Source organism: Noviherbaspirillum cavernae (assembly GCF_003590875.1).
Taxonomy (GTDB): Bacteria; Pseudomonadota; Gammaproteobacteria; order Burkholderiales; family Burkholderiaceae_D; genus Noviherbaspirillum; species Noviherbaspirillum cavernae.
This window is the reverse complement of sequence record NZ_QYUN01000002.1, coordinates 3,007,666-3,034,364: the sequence shown is the minus strand read 5'-3', so window position 1 is coordinate 3,034,364 and position 26,699 is coordinate 3,007,666. Positions and strand designations below refer to the sequence as shown.

Annotated in this window: 22 protein-coding genes; 12 read left to right on the top strand and 10 right to left on the bottom strand. The window is 59.7% G+C overall.

Annotation, left to right across the window (positions count from 1 at the left end; translation table 11 throughout):
• Window positions 1-139: 139 nt before the first annotated feature.
• Together D3870_RS14190 and cydB are read left to right on the top strand one after the other, a co-directional pair.
• The gene (locus D3870_RS14190; RefSeq protein ID WP_242489985.1) at window positions 140-1,615 is read left to right on the top strand and encodes a cytochrome ubiquinol oxidase subunit I; all 1,476 of its coding nucleotides are present in this window, start codon (window positions 140-142) and stop codon (window positions 1,613-1,615) included.
• A complete protein-coding gene (gene cydB / locus D3870_RS14185; protein WP_119740068.1) occupies window positions 1,605-2,612 on the top strand; it encodes a cytochrome d ubiquinol oxidase subunit II in 1,008 nt (335 codons plus the stop codon). Before D3870_RS14190 ends, cydB begins: the two co-directional genes overlap by 11 nt.
• Before the next feature lie 31 nt (window positions 2,613-2,643).
• Here the strand turns inward: cydB and D3870_RS14180 are convergent, their stop codons facing one another.
• From D3870_RS14180 to D3870_RS14170, 3 genes are all read right to left on the bottom strand, one after another.
• A complete protein-coding gene (locus tag D3870_RS14180) occupies window positions 2,644-3,666 on the bottom strand; it encodes a GNAT family N-acetyltransferase (protein ID WP_158590471.1) in 1,023 nt (340 codons plus the stop codon).
• Window positions 3,667-3,955: 289 nt separating this feature from the next.
• Window positions 3,956-5,104 (bottom strand): GNAT family N-acetyltransferase, encoded by a 1,149-nt coding sequence (locus D3870_RS14175; RefSeq protein WP_119740064.1) that lies wholly within the window; start codon window positions 5,102-5,104, stop codon window positions 3,956-3,958.
• A gap of 45 nt (window positions 5,105-5,149) precedes the next feature.
• Window positions 5,150-6,253, bottom strand: a complete 1,104-nt coding sequence (locus D3870_RS14170; RefSeq protein ID WP_158590470.1) for a GNAT family N-acetyltransferase — start codon at window positions 6,251-6,253, stop codon at window positions 5,150-5,152.
• Window positions 6,254-6,704: 451 nt separating this feature from the next.
• Here D3870_RS14170 and D3870_RS14165 point away from each other — a divergent pair, with 451 nt between their 5' ends.
• Window positions 6,705-8,144, top strand: a complete 1,440-nt coding sequence (locus D3870_RS14165; protein WP_119740060.1) for a DEAD/DEAH box helicase — start codon at window positions 6,705-6,707, stop codon at window positions 8,142-8,144.
• 75 nt (window positions 8,145-8,219) lie between these two features.
• Here the strand turns inward: D3870_RS14165 and gluQRS are convergent, their stop codons facing one another.
• On the bottom strand, window positions 8,220-9,089 hold the full coding sequence (gene gluQRS, locus D3870_RS14160; RefSeq protein ID WP_119740058.1) for a tRNA glutamyl-Q(34) synthetase GluQRS: 870 nt from the start codon (window positions 9,087-9,089) through the stop codon (window positions 8,220-8,222).
• Window positions 9,090-9,189: 100 nt separating this feature from the next.
• Here gluQRS and D3870_RS14155 point away from each other — a divergent pair, with 100 nt between their 5' ends.
• Window positions 9,190-9,888 carry a pirin family protein gene (locus D3870_RS14155; protein WP_119742134.1) on the top strand — a complete coding sequence of 233 codons (699 nt, stop codon included), beginning with the start codon at window positions 9,190-9,192 and terminating at the stop codon, window positions 9,886-9,888.
• 51 nt (window positions 9,889-9,939) lie between these two features.
• Here D3870_RS14155 and D3870_RS14150 read toward each other — a convergent pair whose 3' ends face one another.
• Window positions 9,940-10,806 carry a sulfurtransferase gene (locus D3870_RS14150; RefSeq protein ID WP_119740056.1) on the bottom strand — a complete coding sequence of 289 codons (867 nt, stop codon included), beginning with the start codon at window positions 10,804-10,806 and terminating at the stop codon, window positions 9,940-9,942.
• A 160-nt stretch (window positions 10,807-10,966) separates the two neighbouring features.
• Between D3870_RS14150 and dnaE the strand changes: the two genes are divergently transcribed.
• The gene (gene dnaE / locus D3870_RS14145) at window positions 10,967-14,413 is read left to right on the top strand and encodes a DNA polymerase III subunit alpha (RefSeq protein ID WP_119740055.1); all 3,447 of its coding nucleotides are present in this window, start codon (window positions 10,967-10,969) and stop codon (window positions 14,411-14,413) included.
• A 77-nt stretch (window positions 14,414-14,490) separates the two neighbouring features.
• Here the strand turns inward: dnaE and D3870_RS14140 are convergent, their stop codons facing one another.
• A complete protein-coding gene (locus tag D3870_RS14140; RefSeq protein WP_119740053.1) occupies window positions 14,491-15,402 on the bottom strand; it encodes a LysR family transcriptional regulator in 912 nt (303 codons plus the stop codon).
• 132 nt (window positions 15,403-15,534) lie between these two features.
• Between D3870_RS14140 and D3870_RS14135 the strand changes: the two genes are divergently transcribed.
• Window positions 15,535-16,719, top strand: coding sequence for an ABC transporter substrate-binding protein (locus D3870_RS14135; RefSeq protein ID WP_119740051.1), 1,185 nt, complete (start codon window positions 15,535-15,537; stop codon window positions 16,717-16,719).
• Between the two features lie 15 nt (window positions 16,720-16,734).
• A complete protein-coding gene (locus D3870_RS14130) occupies window positions 16,735-17,760 on the top strand; it encodes an aromatic ring-hydroxylating oxygenase subunit alpha (RefSeq protein ID WP_119740049.1) in 1,026 nt (341 codons plus the stop codon).
• A gap of 40 nt (window positions 17,761-17,800) precedes the next feature.
• Here D3870_RS14130 and D3870_RS14125 read toward each other — a convergent pair whose 3' ends face one another.
• Both D3870_RS14125 and D3870_RS14120 read right to left on the bottom strand, forming a co-directional pair.
• Window positions 17,801-18,472 (bottom strand): GNAT family N-acetyltransferase, encoded by a 672-nt coding sequence (locus tag D3870_RS14125; protein ID WP_158590469.1) that lies wholly within the window; start codon window positions 18,470-18,472, stop codon window positions 17,801-17,803.
• A gap of 23 nt (window positions 18,473-18,495) precedes the next feature.
• The gene (locus tag D3870_RS14120; RefSeq protein WP_119740045.1) at window positions 18,496-18,885 is read right to left on the bottom strand and encodes a DUF2917 domain-containing protein; all 390 of its coding nucleotides are present in this window, start codon (window positions 18,883-18,885) and stop codon (window positions 18,496-18,498) included.
• Window positions 18,886-19,030: 145 nt separating this feature from the next.
• Here D3870_RS14120 and D3870_RS14115 point away from each other — a divergent pair, with 145 nt between their 5' ends.
• Window positions 19,031-19,945, top strand: coding sequence for a LysR family transcriptional regulator (locus tag D3870_RS14115; RefSeq protein WP_119740043.1), 915 nt, complete (start codon window positions 19,031-19,033; stop codon window positions 19,943-19,945).
• An 18-nt stretch (window positions 19,946-19,963) separates the two neighbouring features.
• Here D3870_RS14115 and D3870_RS14110 read toward each other — a convergent pair whose 3' ends face one another.
• Window positions 19,964-20,833, bottom strand: coding sequence for a glycosyltransferase family 2 protein (locus tag D3870_RS14110; RefSeq protein ID WP_119740041.1), 870 nt, complete (start codon window positions 20,831-20,833; stop codon window positions 19,964-19,966).
• A 55-nt stretch (window positions 20,834-20,888) separates the two neighbouring features.
• On the bottom strand, window positions 20,889-21,704 hold the full coding sequence (locus D3870_RS14105; RefSeq protein ID WP_119742132.1) for a glycosyltransferase family 2 protein: 816 nt from the start codon (window positions 21,702-21,704) through the stop codon (window positions 20,889-20,891).
• Between the two features lie 193 nt (window positions 21,705-21,897).
• On the opposite strand from D3870_RS14105, the gene D3870_RS14100 reads away from it, so the two are divergent.
• The 4 genes from D3870_RS14100 to waaF all read left to right on the top strand — a co-directional run bounded on the left by D3870_RS14100 (window position 21,898) and on the right by waaF (window position 26,644).
• Window positions 21,898-23,184, top strand: a complete 1,287-nt coding sequence (locus D3870_RS14100) for an O-antigen ligase family protein (protein WP_158590468.1) — start codon at window positions 21,898-21,900, stop codon at window positions 23,182-23,184.
• 93 nt (window positions 23,185-23,277) lie between these two features.
• Window positions 23,278-25,017, top strand: a complete 1,740-nt coding sequence (gene msbA / locus D3870_RS14095; RefSeq protein WP_119740037.1) for a lipid A export permease/ATP-binding protein MsbA — start codon at window positions 23,278-23,280, stop codon at window positions 25,015-25,017.
• On the top strand, window positions 25,014-25,601 hold the full coding sequence (locus tag D3870_RS14090) for a peroxidase-related enzyme (protein ID WP_119740035.1): 588 nt from the start codon (window positions 25,014-25,016) through the stop codon (window positions 25,599-25,601). Before msbA ends, D3870_RS14090 begins: the two co-directional genes overlap by 4 nt.
• Window positions 25,598-26,644: a lipopolysaccharide heptosyltransferase II gene (waaF, locus tag D3870_RS14085; RefSeq protein ID WP_242489984.1), complete on the top strand. Its 1,047-nt coding sequence runs from the start codon at window positions 25,598-25,600 to the stop codon at window positions 26,642-26,644. Before D3870_RS14090 ends, waaF begins: the two co-directional genes overlap by 4 nt.
• Window positions 26,645-26,699 lie beyond the last annotated feature (55 nt).

Genomic DNA, 26,699 nt, shown 5'->3' with positions numbered 1-26,699 from the left:
CCGCCGGCAACGATGAATGCAGGATGCCTGCATGGTCGCCGTCACGCAATTCGTTTCGCGTTCGAGAGGCGCTTCTCCAGCCGCATGCTCATGTAGCAGTTACGCGTAGTGCATCTGCGCAGTTCCGTCTGTGCAGTAAATGTCGTTCCGCCGAAAACAGGCTGTCGCTGCATGCAGCTATACCAAGGGGTTCTTCATGGATGCATTGCTGCTTTCCCGGATCCAGTTCGCCTGGCTCATCGCTTTCCATATTCTGCTGCCGGCATTCACAGTTGGTTTGTCGTGCTATATCGCGACGCTGGAGGTGCGCTATTGGATCACCGGAAATGATGTGGTGCGGCGTCTGTCAGCGTACTGGATCAAGATCTTCGCGATCTCGTTCGGTATGGGCGTGGTGTCGGGCATTGTGATGCCTTTCCAGTTCGGCACCAACTGGAGCCGGTTTTCCGATGGTGCGTCGAACGTGATCGGTTCCCTGCTTGCCTATGAAGTGCTGACTGCGTTCTACCTCGAGGCGGCTTTCCTCGGCGTTTTGCTGTTCGGCAGAAAACTCGTGCCGCAATGGGCGCATGCGATGTCGGCGGTGATGGTCGCGCTTGGCACGGTGCTGTCGTCGTTCTGGATTCTGGCAGTCAATAGCTGGATGCAGACGCCGGCCGGCTATGAGGTGATCGATGGCCGGTTCTTCCCGACCAGTATGTTCGAGGTGATCTTCACGCCTTCCTTTCCGTACCGCCTTGTGCATACGGTCAGCGCGTTTCTGGTGACAACCGCGTTTGTGATCCTGAGTGTCGGTGCCTACTACCTGCGGCAGGGCCGTGCCCTTGCCGAAAGCAGAATCATGGTGCGCATGTCATTGGTGTTTCTGACCGTCATGGTGCCGCTGCAAGTCATCGTCGGCGATCTGCACGGCCTCAATACCCTGAAATACCAGCCGGTGAAGGTGGCGGCAATGGAGGGTTTGTGGGAAACGCAAAGAGGTGTGCCCGCATCGATCTTTGCGCTGCCCGATCAGGAGGCGGAAAAGAATCACTTCGAAATCGCGATCCCCAAGCTCGGCAGCCTCTACCTGACGCATGAGCTCGATGGCGAGGTCAAAGGTCTGAAGGAGTGGCCGAAGGAAGACCGGCCGCCGGTGGCGATCGTGTACTTTGCCTTTCGCATCATGGTCGGCATTGCGATGATCATGCTGTTTGTCGTGATCTGCGGGCTGCTGCTTTGGCGACGAGGAAAGCTGTTTGACAGTCCGTGGTATCTGCGGCTCTGCACGTGGACTGCGCCGGCGGGCTTCATCGCCGTGCTGGCCGGTTGGACGACCACAGAGGTGGGGCGGCAGCCGTGGATTATCTATGGCTTGATGCGAACCTCGGAAGGCGTCACGCCATCGCTTACCGCGTCGGACGTTGCGCTGTCACTAAGCTTGTACGCGGTGGCGTATCTCATCATCTTCGGCGGCGGCTACCTGCTGCTGCGCAGGCTGGTCCGGATAGGGCCGACGCCGGCGGCAGAGCCGCAGATTGCCGAAACCCATGCACGTCCGTCGCGTCCGCTTTCCGCCGCGACGGACACGCTGGATACCGCAACCTCGCCTGCAGGAGCACGCGATGAATCTTGACCTCGTACCCTTGTGGGCCGCGATCCTCTCGTTGGCCGTGCTGATGTACGTGCTGCTCGACGGCTTCGATCTCGGGGTCGGCATCCTTTTTGCGCTGCGCAGGAACGAGCACGACCGCGATCTGATGGTTGGCTCCGTCGCGCCGATCTGGGACTTCAATGAAACCTGGCTTATCCTCGGCGGAGGCGGGCTGCTTGCGGTGTTTCCGCTGGCATTTGCGGTGATCATGCCGGCTGTGTACTTCCCTATCCTTGTAATGCTGCTGGGCCTGATATTTCGCGGCGTGGCATTTGAATTCCGCGACGCGCCAGGCGCGAAAAAAAGCGTGTGGAACGCGGCATTCGCCTACGGCTCGCTGGTGGCGACCTATGCGCAGGGCGTGGTGCTGGGCAATTTCATCATGGGTTTCCCCGTGTCCGGGCGCGCATTCTCCGGCACGAGCTGGGACTGGATCGCGCCGTTCCCGCTGCTGACCGGACTGGGCTTGGTGGTCGGCTATATGCTGCTCGGCGCCACCTGGCTGTACATGAAAACGCAGGGCGATCTGCAGCAGTGGGCGCGCGACAAGGCGCGCTGGTGCCTGTTCGGCATTCTGCTCTTCATCGTGATGATCAGCGTGTGGACGCCGCTGAAGGATGCGCGCATCGCGGAGCGCTGGTTCAGCATGCCGAATCTGTTCTTCTTCGCGCCGGTGCCGATTCTGACCGCCGCGATTGCATGGCTGCTGTGGGATTCCTTGCGAAGAGGGCGCGAGGTGCTGCCCTTCCTGTGCGCGATGGGATTGTTTTTCCTCGCCTATACCGGGCTGATCATATCGCTGTGGCCCTATGTTGCGCCGCCTTCGATCACGCTGTGGGATGCCGCGACTGCACCCATCTCCCAGCAGTTCCTGATCATCGGCACCATGTTCCTGCTACCGGTCATTCTGCTCTATGTGTTCTGGTCGTATTGGGTGTTTCGGGGAAAGGTGCGATCGGATATCGGTTACCATCATTGAGCGCCTGCGCAATCGTGTTTCGTCTGCAGTCTTATTTTCGCTGCGGCAGCAGCCCGGCAGTGTGCTGCCGCAGGTTTTTCAGAATGCTCAAGCAGTGAGGAATGATCCGCGCCGCCAGACGCGGATCGTTTTTCTTCTCGCCCTGCTGAAGCAGCCAGAACTTCACACGGCGCATCTGCGCGCTGAATGCGATCCGCATGGCCGTGTGGCTGTTGAGCAGCACTTGCATGCGGGAGCGATAGATGACGAGATTGTTGAGGTCACGCTGAACGCCCAGCAGCATGTACTTGTACGGATACTGGCCCCACATGAAATGGAACTCCTTGCCGCCGCGCTCGATGCACGCGCAAATCGTCTGATGGAAGCAGAGCGTGCCGAGACGGTAATCGTCGTATTCCGTGGCATGCCCATTCACCAGTGAAAAATAGTTCGAGCCGACCTGATAGCAGATCACGCCGGCACACACCCGGTCATCGAGCGTCATCACGCTGACGACGCCGCACAGCTTCACGAGGCGCACGATGCGCTCCTCTTCCTCGTCGTCGATGTACGACACCTTGTTCTTTCCAGCCATTCGTGCGCGATTCAATGCGACGATCTCGCGCACATGCTGCTCGCTTGCCTCTTCCCTGGCACGGACCTGATGCACCAGCGTCGGAAAGCTGCGCCTCAATCTGCTGAGGTGATGCTTGATGTTCTTGCGCGTGGCCTTGCCCAGGCGTGCCGCGTAATCGTCGCTGGTATCCGGCAGCGACACGACGATGTCTTCGGATATGTTGACCTGCTGGCAGGGGAATGAAAAGCGATGCAGCGTGGTCTGGATTGCGCGGAAGCGGATGGTTTTCAGTGACGGTCGCGACGAGAACATGTAGCGCGCAAACCGCTCGATTTCCGCAGCGCCCACATCGATCTGTTCATTGAGAACCCGCACGTGTTCGCCTTCGATCCGCAGAAGAAGGAGCGCAATCACAATCCCGTGCTGCCGCGCGACATAGGTGCAGGTGTCTGTCGTGAGGTTGCCGTACACGCTGAATTGTGCGAGTGAGGAATACAAGTGCCCATACAGCCGTTCCATTTCGGGGCCGGAAAAAGAGGGAACGGAATTCTCGTGGAATGAAATGGCAATATTGTGCGATTGCATGAATTGAACGGTGAAAAATTGACGGATAACGCGGCAGCGGAAAATTTCCGAAGCCGCAATCGAATTGATATGCCGGAGTTATCGGGGAAGGGTGAGGACAAGTGCGGGAGACGGGAATGGAAAACGATTCATCTTGCATCGCCAGCATGAATTCTTCCAGCGCTAATGCGCGGGCCATTGTGTCTGCTCAAACGGCTTTCCGTCAGATATCGTTGATGGGTTCTTCCGGCAAGGAAATGGTTTTCTTGCGCTGCGCAAGCATGCCCGACGCCGTGCGCTTCAGGCTGCGCAGGCGAGTCACGACATACACAGCTGCGCGTGCCGGAAAACGGTCGCTGCCCTGTTGCCTCGCTTGATCCAGCATCCAGAACTTCGCCATCCGGATATAGCCGGTGCAGGCGATCCGCGAAGCGGTGACGCCGTTCAGAAAAAGCTGCACGCGGGATCGGTAGATGACGAGGTGATCCAGATCGCGTTGCACAGCGCCCAGTGCGAACTTGTATTCGTAGCGGCCCCAGAGAAAATGGAATTCCTTGCAGCCGCGCGCAATGCATTCGCAGATCGTCAGGTACGAGCACAGCACGCCTATCCAGTAATCGTCATATGCCGGATCGTGCGCGATCACATTCAGAAAATAGTTTTCGCCGGCACGGTAACCGATGCCGCCGGCGCATATGCGTCCATCGATGGTCGCGATGCCGACCACGCCACAGGTCTGCGCGAGCTGCACTATCCGCTCCGCCTCATCATCGTCGATGGTCGAGACCTTCTGCTTTCCCGCCATCCGTGCACGGTTGAAACCGATAATCGTCTGCAACTGCTCGGCACTCACCGCGTCATGCTCGTAAAACTCGTAGCGAAAGCTCGGGAAGCAGCGCATCAATCGATCGGTATAGCGCTTGATGTTTCTGCGCGTATTCTTGCCGAGACTGGCAAGGTATTTTTCGCGCGTAGCCGGCAAGTTGACGACGATATCTTCCGTGCAGTTGAAGCGCTGATGAGGGAAGGAAATCGTTGCGGTCTCCCCCCTGATCGCGTGAAAGGTGATGCGATGGACCGATTTGTATGTGGTGAAGATGTGATTTGCAAAGCGCTCAAGTTCCTGCGAGTCAATGCTGATCTGCTCATTGAGGACCCGCACGTGCGTTTTGCTGATCTGAAACAACAAGGCGGTTGTGACCTTGCCGTCTTTCCGGACAACGTAAGTACTGGTGGCATCGGCCAGATTGCCGTACACGCGAAATTGCGCCAGTGATGAATGGATGTGTTCATACAGACGATCCATCTCCGCTTCCATGAAGGATGGAACGGAATGTTCGTAGAGCGAAACGGTGACGCTGTCCGAGTTCATATATGGTTTTCATCCAGGTAGTCTCCGGTGTTCATATATGTATGTTTATCCTTGTTTCTGCCTTGCCAGCAGCCCATCGGCGTGGTGTTTGATGGTACTGATCCGATTCAGAATATTGAGTGCGAGACGCGAAGCAGCATCGTGCCTGCCGCCATGCTGTGCGTGATGCCGCCAGACCTTTGTGCGACGCACGGCACTCTTGACGGTATTGTTCAGTGCGGTATCGGCATGCAGCAGCATATGCGCGCGCGAGCGATAGATGGCGACGTGATCCAGATCGCGCTGCACTCCCAGCAGGCGGTATTTGTATTCGTTCTGCCCCCACAGGAAATGGTATTCCCTGCCGCCGCGCGTGATGCATTCGCAAATGGTCAGGTAACAGCACAGCGTGCCGAGTCGGTAATCGTTGTATGCGGGATCGTGCGACAGCAGTTCGAGAAAATAGTTATCGCCGGCACGGAAATTGACAACACCGGCACAGACTCGTCCATTGATCTCCATGATGCCGGTCAGTCCGCGCGATCTCGCGAGCCTGACGATGCGTTCGCTGCCGTCGATCGACCACACCTTGTTCTTTTCTGCCATGCGGTACTTGTTGAGTTGAATGACGTCGTGCAGCTGCTGTTCGCTCACTTCCTCGTTCACATGCACTTGAAAACGCAATGTCGGCAGTTCGCGCCTGATCTTGTTCATGTAACGGTTGATGTAGCTGCGCGTGGACTTTCCCATGCTCGCCAGATAGGCCTGCGGCGTGCGAGGCAGCGCCAGCACGATGTCTTCGAGGCAGTTGTAGCGTTGATGCGGAAACGGCAGCCGGCGCATGTCCGTTGCGATCGCATGAAACGAAATGAGATTGAGCGAACTGCATGTCGCGAACATGTGTTCGGCGAAGCGCCGCATTTCTTTTTCGCCGATCGCCATGCCTTCGTTGACAACCTGCAGTTTTGTCTTGCGGCGGCGGAACAGCAGAATGCAAACAGGTCTGTCGCCATCCCGCACCGCGTACGTGTTGATGCCTTCGAGATTCCCGCACGCACGCAGTTGTGCAAGCGATGAATAGATATTTCCGTACAGGTTTTCCAATTCTGCTTCCGCAAAGTCAGGAACCAGGTTTTCGTACACCGATATGTTGATCTGTTGTGCGTCCATGGATGAATTCGGAGGGGGCTCTTTTCGTGTTGCGGTTCCGATGCAATGCGCGAGTGCATGCACGGGTCCGTGACGGATGCGGTGATGCATCCGTCACGACGTCTTCAACCATTGGATTACGTCCGCATCGAATGCTTATTGAGAGATATCATTCTCGTGCGCTTCGGTTGCACGAATGCAGTCCGAGGGATATTGCATGCGACGTTCGTTGTCATGCTGGAATGCCGCGCAATTTTTTGACGTGCGCATTGTCAGACCTGGGTCGTGCTCTTTCGAGATTGAATGCGCCGCGTTGGATGCGCGTGCCCGTGCCCCGGCATATCGGGTGAGGCGTATAATGAAGGGTTACATATTGAAAGAGCGTCAATTTCTGGCGGCTTCGTCACCGGGGTCAATTCGCATCCCTAACCCTAGCAGCGCCGTACCCTACTGCGGCAGAGTAATTATTACCATGTCCGATACACAGTTAGCATCTATGCAAAATGCCGCGCCGGCTGTCCGCTTCGAAGACTTCGGCTTGTCGCCCGATATTTTGCGTGCGCTTGCCGATCAAGGTTATACGCATCCGACACCGATCCAGGCCGAAGCGATTCCCATCGTGCTGCAAGGCCGTGATGTCATGGGTGCCGCGCAGACGGGCACAGGCAAGACCGCCGGTTTCTCGTTGCCAATCATTCAATCGCTGTTGGAGCATGCAAACACAAGTGCATCGCCGGCGCGCCATCCGGTGCGTGCGCTGATCCTGACGCCGACGCGCGAACTGGCCGACCAGGTTGCCGATAACGTCAAGGCGTACTCGCGACACACGCCGTTGCGCGCGACCGTGGTTTTCGGCGGGGTCGACATGGCACCGCAGACCGCGGCCTTGCGTGCCGGGGTGGAAATCGTGATCGCCACGCCGGGACGGCTGCTCGACCATGTGCAGCAGAAAACCCTGAATCTCGGACAGACGCAAATCCTCGTCATGGATGAAGCCGATCGCATGCTGGACATGGGTTTCTTGCCGGACTTGCAACGCATCATCAATCTGTTGCCGAAGCAGCGGCAGAACCTGATGTTCTCCGCGACCTTTTCTCCTGACATCAAGAAACTGGCAGCCAGCTTCCTGCAGAATCCAGTGACGATCGAAGTCGCGCGCAGCAATGCGACCGCCGACAACGTGACGCAGGTGCTTTACAAAGTCGAAGAGGAAGCCAAGCGCGATGCGATTGCGCACATCATCCGCGATCGCGGCTTGAAGCAGGTCATCGTCTTCTCCAACACCAAGATCGGCGCATCGCGCCTGTCGCGTCATCTGGAGAAGGAAGGTGTGAAGGCCTCCGCGATTCACGGCGACAAGACGCAGGCCGAACGCATGGCCGCGCTGGAGGCATTCAAGCAAGGCACGATCGAAGTGCTGGTTGCCACCGACGTCGCGGCGCGCGGACTGGATATCGCGGAACTGCCTTGTGTCATCAATTTCGACTTGCCGTACAACGCCGAGGACTATGTGCATCGCATCGGCCGCACCGGCCGTGCAGGAGCATCGGGCGACGCGATTTCGCTGTACACCGACAAGGACACGCGGCTGCTCGCCGACATTGAAAAACTGATCAAGCACAATATCGCTCGCCTGCAACTGAGCGGCTTCGTGCCGCAGCGGTCGAGCGAGCGGCGTCCGCGCCGCGACGACAGCGAATCCGGCGCATCGCCGAGCCGGGGTGCGCAGTACGGCCGCAGCGCCTACGGCCCGCGCAAGGAAAAGGTCGATCCGTGGTTCCTGAAGCCGTATGAGCCGGAGCCATCCACCGGACATGCGGAAAGCGACACCGCTGTGGCCAATAAACCCGCCACTACCAAGCCGCAAAAAACGAAGGTCGCCGCATTGTTGGGCGGCACGCCCAAGCGCTGACCAACCCTGATGAGAGGCCGCGGATTCAGGCGGCCATGGTGCGTAATTTCGCACACGCGTTGCAGGCGAACGAACCTATGCGGGAAAGCGTTGCCTCCACGCGTACGCTGCCCGCACCCAGAAATCCTCCACCGATCGTGTCTCTTTGATCGCAAGACCGAGGAATGCGGCGGTCGCCTGCAATTCTTCCAGCGGTTGCGACAGGTCGAGTGCATGGGCGCCGGTCTGTTTCGACAGCTTTTCACCCGCCTCATTGGTTACCATCGGCACATGCAGATAGCGCGGTGACGGCAGGCCGAGCAGGCCTTGCAGATAAATCTGCCGCGCCGTCGATTCCAGCAGATCGGCGCCGCGCACTACATGCGTTACGCCTTGCTCGCCGTCATCCACCACCACTGCCAGTTGATAGGCCCAGAAACCATCCGCGCGCTTCAATACGAAATCGCCCACTTCGGTGGCCAGATGTTGCGAGATGGAACCCATCCAGCGATCCGCGAACGCAATACAGTCAGTTCCCGCATCGGGTACGCGCAGCCGGTAGGCGCGTGCAGCCTTTCCTTCAGCCAAACCATGGCGGCAGGTTCCCGGATAGACGGCCGCGCCATCGGATGCCACGCCGAGCCGCGAATCGGCAATCTCGCGCCGCGTGCAGCCGCAGGCATAGGCATGCGAGCCCAGCCGTTCGAACGCGGCCTCGTAGAGAGGCTTGCGCCGGCTTTGCCACACCACCTCGCCATCCCATTGCATGCCCAGTGCGCTCAAGGTTTCGAGAATGGATTCCGCCGAGCCCGGTACCGTGCGCGCCTCGTCGATGTCTTCGATGCGCACCAGCCATTTTCCCTGCTGCGCTTTCGCATCCAGATAGCTGGCCATGGCCGCGACCAGCGAACCTTTGTGCAGAGGGCCGGTTGGAGAGGGGGCGAAACGGCCGATGTAATGCGTCATCAGAATTGTCTTCGTGCCTGGTTGTCGAATAACGTCATGGTAAAACAGAACAAACGCTGCTCATATCGACGCAATGCGCTTGCATGAAAGGAATGACAACATGATTGAGTTACGCAAAAGCGAAGAGCGCGGCCATTCCGATCACGGATGGCTCAATTCGCACTTCAGTTTCTCGTTCGCCGATTACCACGATCCACAGCACATGGGATTCGGCGCATTACGCGTGATCAATGACGATCGCATCAGCGGCGGCTCGGGTTTCGGCTCGCATGGTCATCGGGACATGGAAATCATCAGTTACGTGCTGGAAGGCGCGCTTGCGCACAAAGACAGCATGGGCAATGGCAGCGTGATCCGGCCCGGCGACGTGCAGCGCATGAGTGCCGGTACCGGTGTCATGCATTCGGAGTTCAACCAGCTGCCGGATCGGCAGACGCATTTCCTGCAAATCTGGATCGAACCGAATGCGCGCGGGATTGCGCCGGGCTACGAAGAAAAACGCTTTTCGGAGGAAGACAAGCGCGGCCATTTTCGCCTGATTGCCAGTCCCGACGGGCAGGATGGTTCGGTCACGATTCATCAGGATGCCAAGGTATATGCGGGACTGTTCAGCGGTGCCGAAAACGCGAGCATGCCGATCGCAAAAGGCCGTCGTGCCTATCTGCATGTTGCGCGTGGAGAAGTGACCGTCAATGGCGTGCCGCTCAAGACCGGGGATGCGTTGAAAGCGGTGAGCGAGCCGAAAATTGACGTGACGCAGGGAAGGGATGCGGAAGTGTTGCTGTTCGATCTGACTTGATGTCATTGAGTGGCTTCCCGCAGGAAGCCACTCAAGCGTTCCAGTATGGAATTATGCTTCCTGCAACTCTGCCCGCACTTCCTTCTGGCAATGCGGGCAGGATTTTCCTGGAATGTAATACGGTGACAACTGTTCGCGCGGCGTGACCACGGCGCGACAAGCGAAACATTGCGCGGTTTGCGTCGCCTCCAGTTTCGGATTCAGCGCGGTGCGGTAATCGAAGACGAAGCAGTCGCCGGTGTAGTGCGCGCCGCCCACTGCCTCGAAGTATTTCAGAATGCCGCCTTCGAGTTGATACACGCTGTCGTAGCCGACGTTCTGCATGTGGATTGCGGCCTTTTCGCAGCGGATGCCGCCGGTGCAGAAGGTCACGATCGTCTTGCCTTCGAAATCATCCTTGTGCGCCGCGATCACATCCGGGAATTCGCTGAATTTCTCGATCCGATAGTCGACCGTGTTGTCGAATGTGCCGACATCGACTTCGAATGCATTGCGCGTATCGACCATCACCACCGGCTTGCCGGCATCGTCGTGCCCCTGATCCAGCCAGCGCTTCAATGTCGTCGCTGCAACGGCGGGTGCGCGGCCTTCTTCCGGCTTGATCAGAGGATGCTTCATCGTGATGATTTCGCGCTTCAACTTGACCAGCATGCGCGTGAACGGCTGCCGGTCCGACAGGCTTTCCTTGACTTCCAGATCGGCGAAGCGCTGATCGGCGCGCAGCCATGTGAGGAAGGTGTCGATCTGTTCGCGCAGGCCGGCAAGAAACAGGTTGATGCCTTCCGGGCTGAGAAGAATGGTGCCCTTCAGGCTCAGTTCTTCGCACAGTGCGCGGAATTGCGAACGCTTTTCAAGCGTATCGTTGAACGTGACAAATTTGTAAGCGGAGATGTTGACGTAGGGATTGGCTGGCTGCATGAGTGAAAATCTCTGTAAGTCTTTGATTTGCCAACATTATAAACGGGGATGAGTGCCATCGTCGCGGTTCGCCATCGCTTCGGCGGCGGACAGACGAAATTGACTGTGATTGCCGCAAGGATTGCCCGGCGGAAGGAGGCAGGCGCGGTAAAATACACCGATGACATCGCCGCACTTCATCCATCTCCGCCTCCACTCCGAATACTCCATTGTCGATGGCCTCGTGCGCATCGATGACGTCATCAAGGCCGCCGCCAAAGACGGCCAGCCTGCGCTGGCGATTACCGATCTTGCCAACCTGTTCGGCATGGTCAAGTTCTACAAGGCCGCGCGCGGCAAGGGCATGAAGCCGATCGCCGGTTGCGACGTCTGGATCAGCAATGACGACGACCGCGACAAGCCATCGCGCCTGTTGTTGCTCGTCAAGAATCGCACCGGCTATCTGCAGTTGTGCGAGTTGCTGTCCAGGGCCTGGCTGACCAATGTCTATCGCGGCCGTGCGGAGATTCGCGCCGACTGGCTGGAAGGCGGCGCGGCGAGCGAACTGATCGCCTTGTCGGGGGCGCAATCGGGTGATGTCGGGATTGCAATCGACAATGGCAACATGGAGGCGGCGCAACGCTGCACCGAACGCTGGACGCGTATCTTCCCGAATCATTTCTACCTTGAGATACAGCGCTACGGCCAGCCGAACATGGAAAGCCACGTCCGGCAGACGGTGGCGCTGGCGGCGAAGCTGAACCTGCCGGTGGTGGCGACGCATCCGACCCAGTTTCTGACGCGCGAAGAATTCATCGCACACGAGGCACGCACCTGTATCGCCGAAGGCGAGATCCTCGCCAATGCGCGCCGCGTCAAGCGCTTCAATGAGCAGCAGGCATTCAAGTCGCAGGCCGAGATGGTCGAGCTGTTTGCCGACATGCCGGCCGTGTTGCAAAACTCGATCGAGATTGCCAAGCGCTGCAACCTGCAACTGGAATTGGGCAAGCCGAAGCTGCCGCTGTTCCCGACGCCGGACGGCATGTCGCTCGATGACTTCCTGGTGCAGCAGGCGAGAACCGGGCTGGAAGAACGCCTGGTGCAGCTGTTCGCCGATCCCGAGAAGCGCGAGACGAACCGTGCGCGCTATGAAGAGCGCCTGAAATTCGAAACCGACACCATCATCAAGATGGGCTTCCCCGGCTACTTCCTGATCGTGGCGGACTTCATCCAGTGGGGCAAGAACAACGGCGTGCCGGTCGGGCCGGGCCGGGGCTCCGGTGCGGGTTCGCTGGTGGCGTACGCGTTGAAGATTACCGACCTCGATCCGCTCGAATACAACCTGCTGTTCGAACGCTTCCTGAATCCGGAACGGGTATCGATGCCCGACTTCGATATCGACTTCTGCCAGGAGAACCGCGATCGCGTGATCCAGTACGTGAAGGATCGCTACGGCCGCGACGCGGTGTCGCAGATCGCGACCTTCGGCACGATGGCGGCCAAGGGCGCGGTGCGCGATGTCGGCCGCGTGCTCGACATGAGCTATACCTTCTGCGACGGCATTTCCAAGCTGATCCCGTTCAAGCCGGGCAAGCTGGTGACGATCGCCGACGCGATCGAGGAAGAGCCGCTCTTGAAGGAGCGCATGGAAAACGAAGAAGAGGTCAAGCAATTGCTCGATCTCGCGCAGCAGGTCGAAGGCATCGCGCGCAACATCGGCATGCACGCCGGCGGCGTCCTGATCGCGCCGGGCAAGCTGACCGATTTCTGCCCGCTGTACACGCAGGGCGGCGATTCGGGCGTGGTGTCGCAGTACGACAAGGACGACGTGGAAGCGGTCGGCCTGGTGAAGTTCGACTTTCTGGGGCTGACCACGCTGACGATTCTCGACCGCGCCGTGCGCTACATCAAGCGGCTCGATCCGGCGATGGCGGATTTCTCGCTGGAGAAATTGCCGCTCAACGACCGCGCTTCCTATGAGCTGCTGACCAAGGCGAAAACGGTCGCCGTGTTCCAGCTTGAAAGCCGCGGCATGCAAGGCATGCTGAAGGATGCGCGGCCCGACCGCTTCGAGGACATCATCGCGCTGGTGGCGCTGTATCGCCCAGGCCCGATGGATCTGATCCCGGATTTCTGCCGACGCAAGCACGGCGAACGCTTCGAATATCCCGACCCGCGCACCGAAGGCATCCTGTCCGAAACCTACGGCATCATGGTGTATCAGGAGCAGGTGATGCAGATGGCGCAGGTCATCGGCGGTTACTCGCTCGGCGGCGCGGACTTGCTGCGCCGCGCGATGGGCAAGAAGAAGCCGGAAGAAATGGCGGAGCACCGCCTGATCTTCCGCGAAGGCGCGGCGAAGAACGGGCTGTCGCAGGAGAAGGCCGACGAGATTTTCGATTTGATGGAAAAGTTCGCGGGCTACGGCTTCAACAAGTCGCACGCCGCCGCGTATGCATTGCTGTCGTATCACACTGCATACCTGAAGGCGCATCATCCCGCCGCGTTCATGGCGGCCAACTTGTCGCTCGCGATGGACGACACCGACAAGATCAAGATTCTGGTCGAAGACGCGGTTGACGTGTGCGGCCTCACGCTGCTGCCGCCGGACATCAACCTGTCGGTTTATCGCTTCACGCCGGTCGGCGAGCCGGGCCAGAAGGCGAACAAGATCCGCTACGGCCTCGGCGCAGTCAAGGGCTCGGGCCAGAATGCCATCGAAGCGATCATCGCGGCGCGGCAGGGTGGACCGTTCGCCGACTTGTTCGATTTCGTCAAGCGCGTCGACAAGCGCCAGATCAACCGCCGCACGATCGAAGCGCTGATTCGCGCCGGCGCATTCGACAGTCTCAATGCGGATCGCGCGGTGCTGCTGGCGTCGGTGAATTTCGCGATGGAATGCGCGGAACAGGCCGAGGCCTCGGCCAATCAGGTCAGCCTGTTCGGCGACGCGGACTCCGGCATGGAAGCACCGCTGGAATACGTGAAAGCCCCGCCATGGAGCGACAAGCAAAGGCTCACGGAAGAAAAGGTCGCACTCGGTTTCTACCTGTCCGGCCACCTGTTCGACGCCTATGCGGACGAGGTGCGAAAGTTCGCCCGCACGCCGCTGGTGAAGCTGGAGCCGGCGCGCGACCAGCGCCTGATCGCCGGCGTGATCACCGCCGTACGCACCCAGATGACCCAGCGCGGCAAGATGGTGATCGTGACGCTGGACGACAAGACGGCGACGGTGGATGTCACGGTGTACAACGAACTCTTCGATCCGAACCGCAACCTGTTCAAGGAGGATGAATTCCTCGCCGTGCAGGGCAAGGTGTCCGAGGATCGCTTCTCCGGTGGCTTGCGCATCACGGCGGACAAGGTGATGGATATCGCGACGGCGCGCGTGCAGTTCGGCAAGCAGTTTGCATTCTCGCTGTCGAATCGCATCGATGCGGCACAGATCAAGACCATCCTCGCGCCGTATCGCTCCGATACCGGCCTGCCGCTGACGATGCGCTACGCGCTGCCGGGCGTCGGTTGCGAAATTCGCCTGGCTGACGACTGGCGCGTGTCGCCGGTCGATGCGCTGAAGCAGACCCTGTTCGACCGGCTGGGAGTGCAGGGCGCGACGGTGGAATACTGAACGCGTTTCCCAGTCGTATCCTGGTTGACTGACAACAACCCGCTGTCCGAAAGGCCAGCGGGTTTTTTATGCAGCACTTACTGCGGATTCCCGAACAGCTTTGACACCACCGCGCGGACCCACATATTGGCTTCATCCTTGTGGTACTTCCGATGCCAGTGCTGTTTCAAGTCGAAATAGGGAATTTCCATCGGCGGTTTGATCAAGCGGATGTTGGCGATCCTGGCAAAGGATTCGCCGACGGCGTACGGTACAGTCACCAGAAGATTCGTCGATGCGATGATGAACGGAATGGACATGAAGTGCGGTGTGGAGAGCACGACATGCCGTTCGATCTTGTGCTTCTGGAGCAGCTGCTCGAAGATTTCCTGACTCCGTCCTTCTGCCCGGACTACCGCGTGGCCCAGACGAAGAAAGTCCTTCATGGAAAGTTGTTCCCCCTTGATCGGGTGATCCGCATTCAGCAGGCAGATGAAGGAATGCGGAAACAGGCGCTGCTGGAAAAAATTCCGCTTCTTCAGATCGGGGAAGTAGCCGCAGGCGAGGTCGACATCGCCACTCTCGAGTCCATTCGCGATCTCGTTCGGCGGCAGCGTCACGGATGATACCGATGCATTGGGCGCATGCTTTTCGAAATACGCGAGCAGCTTCGGCAGGAAGGTCATCTCGCCGATGTCCGACAGTGCGAACGTGAACTTGCGCGTCGTCGCTGCCGGGTCGAAGGCCTCGTTCAACAGCACATTGGATTTCACGCGCTGCAGGATGTCCTTCGTTGGCGCGATCAGCGACAGTGCGCGCGGCGTCGGCTCCATGCCGTGAGAGGTGCGAATGAAAAGCGGATCGCCTAGGCTGGCGCGCAGCTTGTTCAGCGCAATGCTGACCTTGGGCTGGGTCCACCCCAGCCGTTGCGCGGCGCGGCTCACGCTGCGTTCTTCCGTGACCGCCAGCACGACCGGCAGCAGGTTCAGATCAATGTCGAGATCCCACATGATATTTGAAATTCGAATAAATGTTATGTGCCAAATGCCATTGATATATAACACGAACGCATTAACATGACATGAAAGCGCCAACCGACAAGAGCGTGCATTCATTCCGATAACGAAACCAGGAGACAACCCATGCATCGCATGAAGACCGCGCTTTGCTGCGCCGGACTGATCTTGACCGGCCTGACTTCCACAGCACTTGCACAAGGAACCATCAAGGTCGGCGTCATCACGACGCTCTCGGGTACCGCCGCAGAAAGCGGCGCGCAGATGCGGGCCGGCATCGAGACCTATCTGCGCCTGCATGGCGATTCGGTTGCCGGCAAGAAGATCGAGATCATTTACAAGGACGATACCGGCACGATGCCGGATGTCGCGAAACGTCTCGCCACAGAGCTGATCACGCGCGACCGTGTCGATATTCTCGCGGGCTTCGTGTTCACGCCGAACGCGATGGCGGCCGCAGGCATCGCGGATCAGGCGAAGAAACCGATGGTGGTGATGAATGCCGCTGCGTCCGCCATCACCTCGCGTTCGCCGTACGTGACGCGTGTCTCCTACACGATTGCGCAGTCGGCCAAGCCGCTCGCTGAATGGGCATACAAGTCCGGCTCGCGCCGCGTGTTCACCGTCGTCTCCGATTACGGTCCAGGCCTCGATGCCGAAACCTGGTTCAACAACACCTTCACCGGACTGGGCGGCAAGATCGTCGGCTCGGTGCGCATGCCGCTATCCACGGTCGACTATGGCGCCTTCGTGCAGCGGATCAAGGATGAGAAGCCGGATGCCGTGCATGTATTCCTGCCCAACGGCCAGCCTATGGTGTCGTTCACCAAGGCATACCGCGAGAAGGGCCTCGACAAGGCAGGCATCCGCTTCCTCGGCGGCGAAGGCTGGGGCGACGATGACGTGCTGGGCGAGGGCGGCGATGCGCTGGTCGGCATCTATTCCTCCGGCTTCTATTCCTACACCCGGCCGGGTGCGGAAAATGCAAAGTTCCTCGATGCATTCTCGAAGACGGTCAATGGCAAATTCAAGCCGAGCTTCCTCGCGGCCTCCTCCTATGACGGCATGGCGCTGATCGCGAGGACGCTGGCCAAGACCAACGGCAATGCCGATGGCGCGGCATTCATGGAAGCCGTCAAGGGCTATTCCAGCACCAGCCCGCGCGGCACCGTGACGATCGATCCGGCCACCCGCGACATCGTGCAGACGATCTACATCCGTCGCATCGACAGGCAGGCCGGCAAGCTGGTCGCCACCGAAATCGACAAATTCGACGGGGTGAAAGACCCGGTCAAAGAATCCACCAAGTAAAGAAAAAATACGATCATGTTTCCGATGAATCAATGGTATGTCGCGGCGTATGCCTGGGAACTCCAGGACAAACCTGTCGCACGCACGATACTCAACCGTCCGCTCGTCCTGTTCCGTACCGTTGCCGGTGAAGTTGCGGCATTGGACGACCGCTGCTGTCACCGTGCACTGCCGCTTTCCTGCGGCATAATTGACAAGGGCGGCATTCGCTGCGGTTATCACGGATTGCTTTATGCGCCGAACGGTCAGTGCGTCGAGATACCGGGGCAGGCGCGCATTCCATCCAAGTGCCGCGTCGAGGCATACAAGGTGGCCGAGCGCAACCAGATCGTCTGGATCTGGCTGAGCGATCAGCCTGACAGCGAGCCGACGTCACTGCCTCCGGAAATCGCCGCGCATGACGACCCGCGCTACAAGTACAAGGGCGGCCTGTTCCATTACAACGCGCCGTATCAGTTGATCCATGACAATCTGCTGGACCTGAGTCATCTGGGCTACGTGCATTTGAAAACCATTGGCGGCAATCCGCAGATTCACATGGAAGCGCCGACCCGGGTTGAAAGCGACGACGACTACGTGCGCGTCGTGCGCTGGATGAAGGCATCGCAGCCGCCGGCGACCTACAGCCAGGCATGGCCGTTCAAGGGATTGATCGACCGCTGGCAGGAAATCGATTTCCACGTCTCGCATCTGAACATCTGGACCGGTGCGGTTGATGCCGATACGGAGCCGCTCGACAACCCGAATCGTGGCGGTTTCCATATGCGCGGTTTCCACGGCATCACGCCGGAGACGGAGACGACCTCGCATTATTTCTGGACCATTGCCAGCAACTCCCATCCGGACAGGCCCGACATGAGCGAGCTGGTGTATAGCCAGACCGAAGCAACTTTCGCGGAAGACAAGGTGGTGATTGAAGCGCAGTATCAGAACATGTGCCGCTTCGGGGATCTGCCGATGATCGATATCCATGTCGATGCGGGCGCCAATCGTGCACGCCGCATTATCGATCGCTTGAACAAGGCCGCGCTGCAGTCCTGATTGTGCGATGGCGCCGGACGCCCTGTCCGGCGCGCCATCCTCACGCGTGCAACACGGCTTGCGATTGATGGCTGCGTCCGGCAACCAGGCCCGTCAAGCCCGAGCAATCCCGGGTTGGCTGATCAAGCACCTTCCATGCTTTTTCCAGATACGCGCCATCCGGGTGGATGCCCGTTTCAAACCCCATGCCTGCCAGCAGGCGGCGCATCGGTTCGTTGTCCGACATGATGTCGCCTTCGAGGCGCTCGATCCCTGCTGCGCGTGCGATGCAGATCACATTGCGCAGCAGCCGTGTTGCGATGCCGAGGCGCTGCCATGCGTCGGTCACGACCACTGCAAATTCGCCGCGCAGCGGATACGGGTCGGCTGCGCACTGCGCCATGCCGACTGCAACTTCATCTTTCCCTTTCCCGCTCACTGCCAGCAAGGTCATCGAGCCCATTGGGTCGGCTTGCACGAAGCGGTCGAGCAAATCGGGCGTCAATTCGCGCACTGGATAGAAGAAGCGGTGATAGCGGCTTTCCATCGACAAGCCGCGCACCATGTCCTGCATCAGTGGCGCATCGCCGGATTGCGCGACGCGGATGGCGACAGCCGCGCCGTTCTTCAGCCGCCAGCGATCGCGCATCGGCGCGGACGGCGATGCGCCATTGCCGGGACCAGGCCGCAGGTATCGCCACCAGTGGAAGGAGGGAAGCAGGCGCTGTTCCATCGTGTCCTCCATGTTGTTTCGGCTTATGCCGTCTGCGCTTGCGGGCCGGACCGCGGCTGCCAGGGCCGCCGTCCGGATGCGCTGCCGCATGCGGCACGATCTGCGCAGGCATGTTGCAGCCGAAACTCGGTTCGCCCGATCGGGGTCAGCAGCGCCGCGCCGTTGCGATCGAGCGTGAATGATTCCCCCGCTTGCAGCACGACGTCGCGCGGGTCGCGGTCCTGCGTGATCCAGACGGTGCCCGACAGTGCGCGCACGCTCCAGCCGAGTGCGTCATGCATGGCGAGATGCTGTTCTCCCTGCAACCGGACCGTGCTGCCATGCGGGTTCAATTCCATCGTTGTGTGATCCGGCGGCTGGCGGTTTTCGTATCGCGGCGAGGAGCCGGTATTGGCATGGATGGCAGCGCGCATGACGTTCTCCTTTGCTGACGGGAGGCGCTCGTCGATATGGCCTCTGTGAAGCACATTATGGTTTGTTGCCAGATAATTACAATCCGACAAAATGGAATAAGATTGTTCTCAATGAAGAACAATAAATCGATGCGAAGGAGAGACGATGGAACGACTCGCGGAAATGATGACGTTTGCCAAGGTGGTGGAAACGAAAAGCTTTTCAAGCGCCGCGCACATGCTGAACACGTCGAAATCGCTGGTCAGCAAGCAGGTCAGCAGCCTGGAAAGTGCGCTCGGCGTCAGATTGCTCAACCGCACCACGCGCCGCATGAGCCTGACGGAAATCGGTGCGGCGTATTACGAACACTGCGTGCGCATCAGCCACGAAATCGATGCCGCAACGCAAACCGTGACGCAACTGCAGGCCGAGCCGCGCGGCGTGCTGAGAATCACCTCGCCGGTGATCTTCGCCTCGCTGCATCTTGCGCCGGCATTGCGGACCTTTCTGCAGCGTCATGAAAACGTGGAGGTCGAACTCAATGCGAGCGACCGCATGGTCGATATCGTCGATGAGGGTTACGACCTCGCCATCCGCATCACCGATCATCCTGCGCCCGCGATGGTGGCACGCAAGATCGCGCCGGTACGCTGGGTCACGGTCGCGTCGCCGGAATATCTCGCACGCCACGGCACGCCGCACACGCCGCAGGATTTGCTGAACCACCAATGCCTGCTCTACCAAGGCATACCGGCGCCCCGCAGCGGCGGCTGGCATTACCGGATCGGGAACAAGGAAGTCGTCCTGCCGATCTCCGGAAAATGCCGCGTCAACAATTCGGAAGTGTTGCTGCAACTTGCGTTGGATGGCATGGGGATCGTGCTGTTTCCCACCTATATCCTTGGCCGCTACCTGAAGAGCGGCCGCTTGAAGGTGATCCTGCCGGACAGCGAAGCCAACCCGGATACGTCGCTCTACGCGACCTACATGCCCAATCGCTACATGCAGCCGAAGGTGCGCGCGTTCATCGATCATCTGATGGAGCACTTCGGGCCGCAGCCGGATTGGGACCGGTTTTGAGCGAGGCCTGAGCGCGACTCAGGTCTCGATGCGATCTTCCGGCTTGGGATGGGCGGACAAGCCGCTTTCGGCCTTGATCAAGCCGCTGCGCATGCGTTCTTCCACGCGCTGGCGATTTTCCGATTCGGTGGCACGTGTATTTTCCCGATGCCACAAATGAAAGACTTCGGTCGAGAACGCGCCACCCTTGCGCCTGACGCCGTGCCGCGCAAGGCGCAGCACGAGGTCGGCGTCTTCATGGCCCCAGCCGACAAAGCTTTCATCGAACCCGTTCACCGCCGCATAGTCGCTGCGCCACATGGCGAGATTGCAGCTCTTGATCCTGCTCCACTTGACCGAACGGTAATGGCGCAAGCGTGTATCGGGGAAGTGCAGCAGCGGAACGACCTTGTTGGCGTTGCCGAGGATTCTTTGCATCATCCAGTACGGCAAGCCCATGGAGTGAACCGGGGCGGACGCGTCCGTGGACAGCAGACGTTGCGTGAATTGCTCCGACAGCAGCACGCGGCTGCCCGACACCATGAAGCCCGCTTCCGCCAGCAGCCGGTGCCTGGCGACGAAATCGGGTCGCGGAACGCAATCGCCATCGAGGAAAATGAGATATTCACCACGCGAAGCGAACACGCCGAGATTGCGCGCAGCCGATGCCCTGAAACCGTCATCCGGTTGCCATGCATGAACGAAGCGCTGCGGTCCGCGGCTCCGGCTGGTTTTGCGGAACGGCAGGATGGCTTGTCGCGTGGGCTCGGCCGAGCCGTCGTCCGCGATGATCACTTCAAAGTTCCGGTCGGTCTGATCCAGCAGCGCATGCATCACCTCCGTCAGCGCATCCGGTCGATTGTAGGTGGTGACGATGACCGAAATCAGCATGTCATTTTTTGAAGTCATGTTTCGAAGCTGGCGTGTCGTTGACAAGTTTTCACAAGGGTTGCGCACATGGCGATCAGCGCCTGTCCACGGTATTTGCGGACGATGACGCAAGCGGATCCTGTTGATCGAGCAGCCAGATTTTCAGGTACCGGTAGTAGCTGCCTTCCGCATTGGAAATTGCCAGCGCCAGACCGTTCGCGCCATCCAGAAAGCCCAGGCGCAGGAAATAGGTGCGCATGAAAGCCCACATGCCATGCAGTACGGCCTGGCCCACACTGGCGCGCCTGCCGCGCGCGTAAGCTTGTCGTGCAGATAGTGTGGAATAGTTGTCAATTTTTTGCAGCACTTGCGAAAAATCCCGGAAGCTGTAATGCAGCATCACGGACTTGAGGCGTTGCGTACTGCCTTCGACGACCAGGTGCTCATGCACGATGTCGTTGGTGAATTTCGCCTTCCCGCGCCTGAACAGGCGCGTCACGTAGTCGGGCGTCCAGCCGGAATGCTTGATGAAGCGGCCGCAATACCACGAGCGGCGCGAAATGTCGCAGGCGTCGGCCGATGCGCGTTGTTCAATCGCCTGCCTGATCTCATCGGCGAGTTCCGGCGTGATGCGTTCATCGGCATCGATCGACAGCACCCATTCGCCGCGCGCAGCCTCGAGTGCGCGGTTTTTCTGCGGGCCGAATCCCGGCCAATCCGTGGTCTCGATGACAACAGCGCCGGCCGCGCGCGCCAGTTCGACCGTGCCATCCGTGCTGCCGGAGTCGACCACGATGATCTCGTCCGCGAAATCCACGCTATTCAGACATGCCTTGATGTTATGCACTTCATTCTTCGTGATCAGGATCACGGACAGGCGAACCGCCGCTGTTTCGGGAGGGGTATTCATTGTTTGTTTTGCACGATATTCGGATGGCGACAGAAAGAGGCGCTTGGATTATAGGGCATCGGTTTGCGCTTGCGATGGGCTGCCAGGGCGCGGCGTTCCGGCGCGAGACGCATGGTGTCGATTCGGGATAATCCAATATAATCGCGCAGGCTTTCGCGGAACGGCGGCCTGGCAATTAAAGGGAATGGATTTGATGAGGATATCGGGAGTGGCGGCCACGCGCATGGCGGGTTGGTTCTTCGTGCTGGCGCTGTTTTTTGTTTCGACATCCACGGCGCTGACGAACGTTTTCGTATGGCTGGCTTACCTGAGCTTTCCATTTGCGCTGTATGCAGACAGGGAATTGCGGGACGGCTTGCGTTTGCGGCCATCCTTGCTTGCGCTTGCATTGTTCGGACTGTTCATCCTCGGCACCCTGTGGACCATCGCGCCCGCCAATGAGGTGCGCGGCGGTATCGGCAAATACCTCAAGTTGCTGTTGATTCCGCTGGGCATGGCGCTGGCCTGGCGCGACGACAAGTTGACGAAGCGCGCGATGATCGCGTTCATGGCCGGTGCGGCCATTCTTGCCGTTTCCTCGTATCTCGCGCGGCTGGGCCTGGTTCCGGGAAGCATCGGCATCAAGCGCGTGCCCGACCCGCACAATGCGGTGGTTTTCAAGAATCACATCACGACCGGCGTCCTGCTCGGCTTTGCCGCAGTGGCGTGCTTTGCTTATTACCATTACGCGGCGACGACGCGCACGCGGATACTCTCGATTGTTGGCGGACTCTTTTTTGCGTTCCCGATCATTTTTCTGACGCAGGGACGTACCGGTTACATCGTGTTGTTTGTCGGCTTGATGGTGCTGTCGCTCGCGCGGTTTCATGCCAGACCGAAAATGCTGGTGATCAGCATCATGACCGTGCTCATGTTGTTCGCCGGTACTTACTTTATGTCGAACAATGTCAAATCCCGCGTTCAGCGTCTCGTTTCAGAGATGGAAAATCATTCCGGTTCGCCTGCCGGCTCGGAGGTATTCAGTTCAAGCGGCATTCGCCTGGCGTTTTATCGCGGCGGCCTGAGGCTGATTGCGGAAAACCCCTTGCTGGGTTCGGGAACCGGTTCGTTCCAGGAAGCATTTTCCCCCATCGCAAAAACGGTATGGCCGGTAGGCAGTGAGATGCAGTCGCGCCGGCATCAACCGCACAGCGAAATCATCCTGATCGGCGTGCAGCTGGGCGCAGCGGGGCTGGTGCTGTACGCATTGCTCATGGCATCGCTGGCTTTCGGCGGCCGCAAGAACGCCTCCTACGCGGCGGACTGCGTGCTGATACTGTGCGGGGTCTTCTTCATCTCGGCCATGTTCAACAGTTTGTTGTGGGATGTCACGGAAGGCCACTGGTTCGCGCTCCTTGCCGGTTGCCTGTATGCGCAGGCGCGGCGCGGCGTCCCGATGCGATGGGGCGGCGGCGCGGCCGTCGCGGATCGCGTCGGTTAGTATGAACAATCCAATTCCCGATCGCAGCCGCTGCCAGGCGGTGCCGATTGATTTTCAAGCAAGGTTGCACATGTTGATACAGCGAGCTGAACAATGAAACCGCCGACGCACTTCAAGCGTCTCGCCCTGATGCTTCCTCCGTACAAGGGCCGCCTCGCGCTGGCGTTCATCGGCATGATGGTGACGGCGCTGACCGAGCCGTCCCTGGCGGCGATGATGAAGATCCTGCTGGACAAGGGCTTCTCCGGCGCACCGTCGTTCTCGCTGTGGGCCGTGCCGGTCTTCGTGGTCGGGATTTTCACCTTGCGCGGCGCTTCCACCTTCACGACCACGTACATGATGACGTGGGTTTCGACGCGCTTGCTCAACGAGTTGCGGCAGCAGATGTTCAACCGCCTGCTCGACGTGCCCGTCAGCTTTTATGTGACAGGCTCATCGGCGCGGGTGATCAATTCGATGATGTTTGAAGTGCAGCAGATCATCGACATGATCCGCAACGTGTTCACGTCCCTGATTCGCGACACCCTGACGGTGATCGGTCTGCTGGGCTATCTGCTGTGGCTGAACTGGCGTCTGACGCTGATCACGCTGGTGCTGCTGCCGCTGATCGCGGTCGTGGTGCGCATGACGGGCAAGCGCCTGCGCAAGCTGAACAGCGACTATCTCGCGGTCAACGCCGAGTTGACGCAGGTCATCGAGGAAACCACGCGGGCGCAGCAAGTCATCAAGATCTTCGGCGGCAATCACTACGAACAGACGCGTTTCGCAGCCCGCGCCGGCAAGCTGCGCAGCTATGCGATGCGCATGGCCAGCACCTTCGCCGCGACGGTGCCGATCACGCAGATCATGACGGCCTGTGCGGTGTCGGTGGTGATCGTGATTGCCTTGATCCAGTCGGGCCGAGGCGAGGCGACTGTCGGCGGTTTTGCATCATTCATCACCGCGATGCTGATGCTGCTGACGCCGCTGAAGCATATCGCCGAAGTCAACGGGCCCTTGCAGCGCGGGATGGCGGCGGCCGAGGCGGTGTTCGCGCTGATCGATACCGCGCCGGAGCGCGGCGACGGCAAGCGACTGACGGGGCGCGTCGACGGCAGGCTGGAGTTCGTCGACGTCGGCTTCTCCTATCCGGGGCAGAACCAGCCTGCGCTTGCCGGCATCGATCTGAAGATCATGCCGGGCGAGACCGTGGCATTCGTCGGCATGTCGGGCGGCGGCAAATCGACGCTGGTCAACCTGGTGCCGGAGTTCTATCGCGTCACCAGCGGCGAAATCCGCCTCGATGGCGAGCCGATCGGACAGCTTGCACTGGAAAGCCTGCGCGCGCAGATCGCGATGGTGAGCCAGAACGTCGTGCTGTTCGACGATACCGTGGCGGCCAATATCGCGTATGGCGACGCGAATCCGGATCGTGCGCGTATCGAGGCCGCGGCGAGAGCGGCGCATCTGAGCGAGGTGATCGCGAACTTGCCGCAAGGGTTGGAAACGCCGGTCGGAGACAACGGCATGCGCCTGTCGGGCGGTCAGCGCCAGCGCCTCGCCATTGCGCGCGCAATCTACAAGGATGCGCCGATCCTGATCCTGGACGAAGCGACTTCGGCGCTCGATTCGGAATCCGAGCGCGCCGTGCAGGCGGCGCTGGACGAGCTGATGCAAGGCCGCACGACGCTGGTCATTGCGCATCGCCTGTCCACGATTGAACGGGCAGACCGCATTGTCGTGCTGGTGGGCGGCCGGATCGTGGAATCGGGGCCGCATGCGGAGCTTCTTGCCAGAAATGGGGTCTATGCCAATCTGTACCATCTGCAGTTCGAAAAGGAGCTTGCATCATGACCAACACGCCGCCCATCTCCCGCTTCCCCGTGCCCGAGTTGATTGAGTTGCCGGATGACATCAAGCAGATGATTCTGGCCGTGCAGGAAAAGGCAGGCTTTGTGCCGAATGTCTTTCTTGCCCTCGCGCATCGGCCCGATGAATTCCGCGCATTCTTCGCCTATCACGATGCGCTGATGCTGAAGGACACCGGCGGCCTGACCAAGGCCGATCGCGAAATGATCGTCACCGCGACCAGTGCAAGGAACGGTTGCCTGTATTGCGTGGTGGCGCATGGCGCACTGGTGCGCATCTACTCCAAGCAGCCGCTGGTGGCCGACCAGATCGCGGTGAATCACTTGAAAGCCGATATCATGCCGCGCCAGAAGGCGATGCTGGATTTTGCGCTCAAGGTTTGCCTGCGTTCGCAGGACGTGACCGAAGACGATTACGCGCTCTTGCACCAGCACGGATTCGATGACGAAGATGTCTGGGACATCGCCGCGATCACCGCCTTCTTCGGCTTGTCCAACCGCATGGCGAACGTGGTGTCCATGCGGCCGAACGACGAGTTTTACCTGATGGGACGGGTGCCGCGCACATGACATCCGTTGCATCCGGCGTGCCTCGTATTCTCGTCATCTCGCCGAACTGGATCGGCGATGCGGTGATGGCGCAGCCATTGCTGCAACTGCTGCGCCAGCGGCATCCCGATCACCCGATCGATGTGCTTGCACCGGGCTGGGTGGCGCCGGCATGGCGGGCGATGCGCGAGGTTGACACAGTGCTGGAAGCGCCGTTCAGGCATGGTGCGCTGCAATTGCGGGAGCGCCGCGAGTTTGCCGCGCGTCTGAAGCAAAGAGGCTATGCCGAGGCCTACGTGCTGCCCAACACGCTGAAGTTCGCGCTGATTCCCTGGCTGGCCGGGATTCCGCGCCGGGTCGGGTATCGCGGCGAAATGCGGTACGGCCTGCTCAACGTCATCCATCGTGACAATCGTGCCGCGCCTCGTCCCATGGTGTCTTTCTATGCCGCGCTTGCCGCACCACCTGCGCGCGAGGTGCCGGCACCGTCCGCGCTGCCGCGTCCGTCGCTGAACGTGCCTGAGGTGCAGCAAGAGGCCGCCTTGTCGAGGATCGGATTGCGCATGGAGCTGCCGCTGGTGGTATTTGCGCCGGGTGCCGAATTCGGATCGGCCAAGCGTTGGCCGACGTCGCATTTTGCCGATCTGGCGAAGATCATCCTGCGTGCGCATCCGCAGGCACAGATCGCCTTGCTCGGTTCCGGAAAAGACAAGCCGGTGTGCGACGAGATCGTCGCCGCAGCGCCGGGCGTACACAACCTTGCCGGTGTTACCTCGCTGGGCGACGCGATTGCCCTGATCGCGAAAGCGAATGCCGTGGTGAGCAACGATTCCGGCTTGCTGCACATCGCCTCTGCCTTGAATCGGCCGATCGTGGCAATCTACGGGCCGACTGATCCGAAACACGCGCCGCCGTTCTCGGATGTCGCCACGTCATTGTGGCTCGGGCTGGAATGTTCGCCCTGCAAGCAGCGCGAATGTCCCTTGGGTCATCACCGATGCATGAAGGAAATTTCCGCAGAAATGGCATGGGAGCCGTTGCAGCCCGTATTGGCGTCTCATTGAGGCGAGGGTGAACCCGGCCGCGTGTCCGCTCATGCTGCGGACACGCTCCCTGCTG

Bases quoted from the DNA above. Each gene is read 5' to 3' on its own strand.
- D3870_RS14190 (WP_242489985.1), top strand. From the start codon at position 140: ATGTCGTTCCGCCGAAAACAGGCTGTCGCTGCATGCAGCTATACCAAG.
- cydB (WP_119740068.1), top strand. From the start codon at position 1,605: ATGAATCTTGACCTCGTACCCTTGTGGGCCGCGATCCTCTCGTTGGCC.
- D3870_RS14175 (WP_119740064.1), bottom strand. From the start codon at position 5,104: ATGAACTCGGACAGCGTCACCGTTTCGCTCTACGAACATTCCGTTCCA.
- D3870_RS14170 (WP_158590470.1), bottom strand. From the start codon at position 6,253: ATGGACGCACAACAGATCAACATATCGGTGTACGAAAACCTGGTTCCT.
- D3870_RS14165 (WP_119740060.1), top strand. From the start codon at position 6,705: ATGTCCGATACACAGTTAGCATCTATGCAAAATGCCGCGCCGGCTGTC.
- gluQRS (WP_119740058.1), bottom strand. From the start codon at position 9,089: ATGACGCATTACATCGGCCGTTTCGCCCCCTCTCCAACCGGCCCTCTG.
- D3870_RS14155 (WP_119742134.1), top strand. From the start codon at position 9,190: ATGATTGAGTTACGCAAAAGCGAAGAGCGCGGCCATTCCGATCACGGA.
- D3870_RS14150 (WP_119740056.1), bottom strand. From the start codon at position 10,806: ATGCAGCCAGCCAATCCCTACGTCAACATCTCCGCTTACAAATTTGTC.
- dnaE (WP_119740055.1), top strand. From the start codon at position 10,967: ATGACATCGCCGCACTTCATCCATCTCCGCCTCCACTCCGAATACTCC.
- D3870_RS14140 (WP_119740053.1), bottom strand. From the start codon at position 15,402: ATGTGGGATCTCGACATTGATCTGAACCTGCTGCCGGTCGTGCTGGCG.
- D3870_RS14135 (WP_119740051.1), top strand. From the start codon at position 15,535: ATGCATCGCATGAAGACCGCGCTTTGCTGCGCCGGACTGATCTTGACC.
- D3870_RS14130 (WP_119740049.1), top strand. From the start codon at position 16,735: ATGTTTCCGATGAATCAATGGTATGTCGCGGCGTATGCCTGGGAACTC.
- D3870_RS14125 (WP_158590469.1), bottom strand. From the start codon at position 18,472: ATGGAACAGCGCCTGCTTCCCTCCTTCCACTGGTGGCGATACCTGCGG.
- D3870_RS14120 (WP_119740045.1), bottom strand. From the start codon at position 18,885: ATGCGCGCTGCCATCCATGCCAATACCGGCTCCTCGCCGCGATACGAA.
- D3870_RS14115 (WP_119740043.1), top strand. From the start codon at position 19,031: ATGGAACGACTCGCGGAAATGATGACGTTTGCCAAGGTGGTGGAAACG.
- D3870_RS14110 (WP_119740041.1), bottom strand. From the start codon at position 20,833: ATGACTTCAAAAAATGACATGCTGATTTCGGTCATCGTCACCACCTAC.
- D3870_RS14105 (WP_119742132.1), bottom strand. From the start codon at position 21,704: ATGAATACCCCTCCCGAAACAGCGGCGGTTCGCCTGTCCGTGATCCTG.
- D3870_RS14100 (WP_158590468.1), top strand. From the start codon at position 21,898: ATGAGGATATCGGGAGTGGCGGCCACGCGCATGGCGGGTTGGTTCTTC.
- msbA (WP_119740037.1), top strand. From the start codon at position 23,278: ATGAAACCGCCGACGCACTTCAAGCGTCTCGCCCTGATGCTTCCTCCG.
- D3870_RS14090 (WP_119740035.1), top strand. From the start codon at position 25,014: ATGACCAACACGCCGCCCATCTCCCGCTTCCCCGTGCCCGAGTTGATT.
- waaF (WP_242489984.1), top strand. From the start codon at position 25,598: ATGACATCCGTTGCATCCGGCGTGCCTCGTATTCTCGTCATCTCGCCG.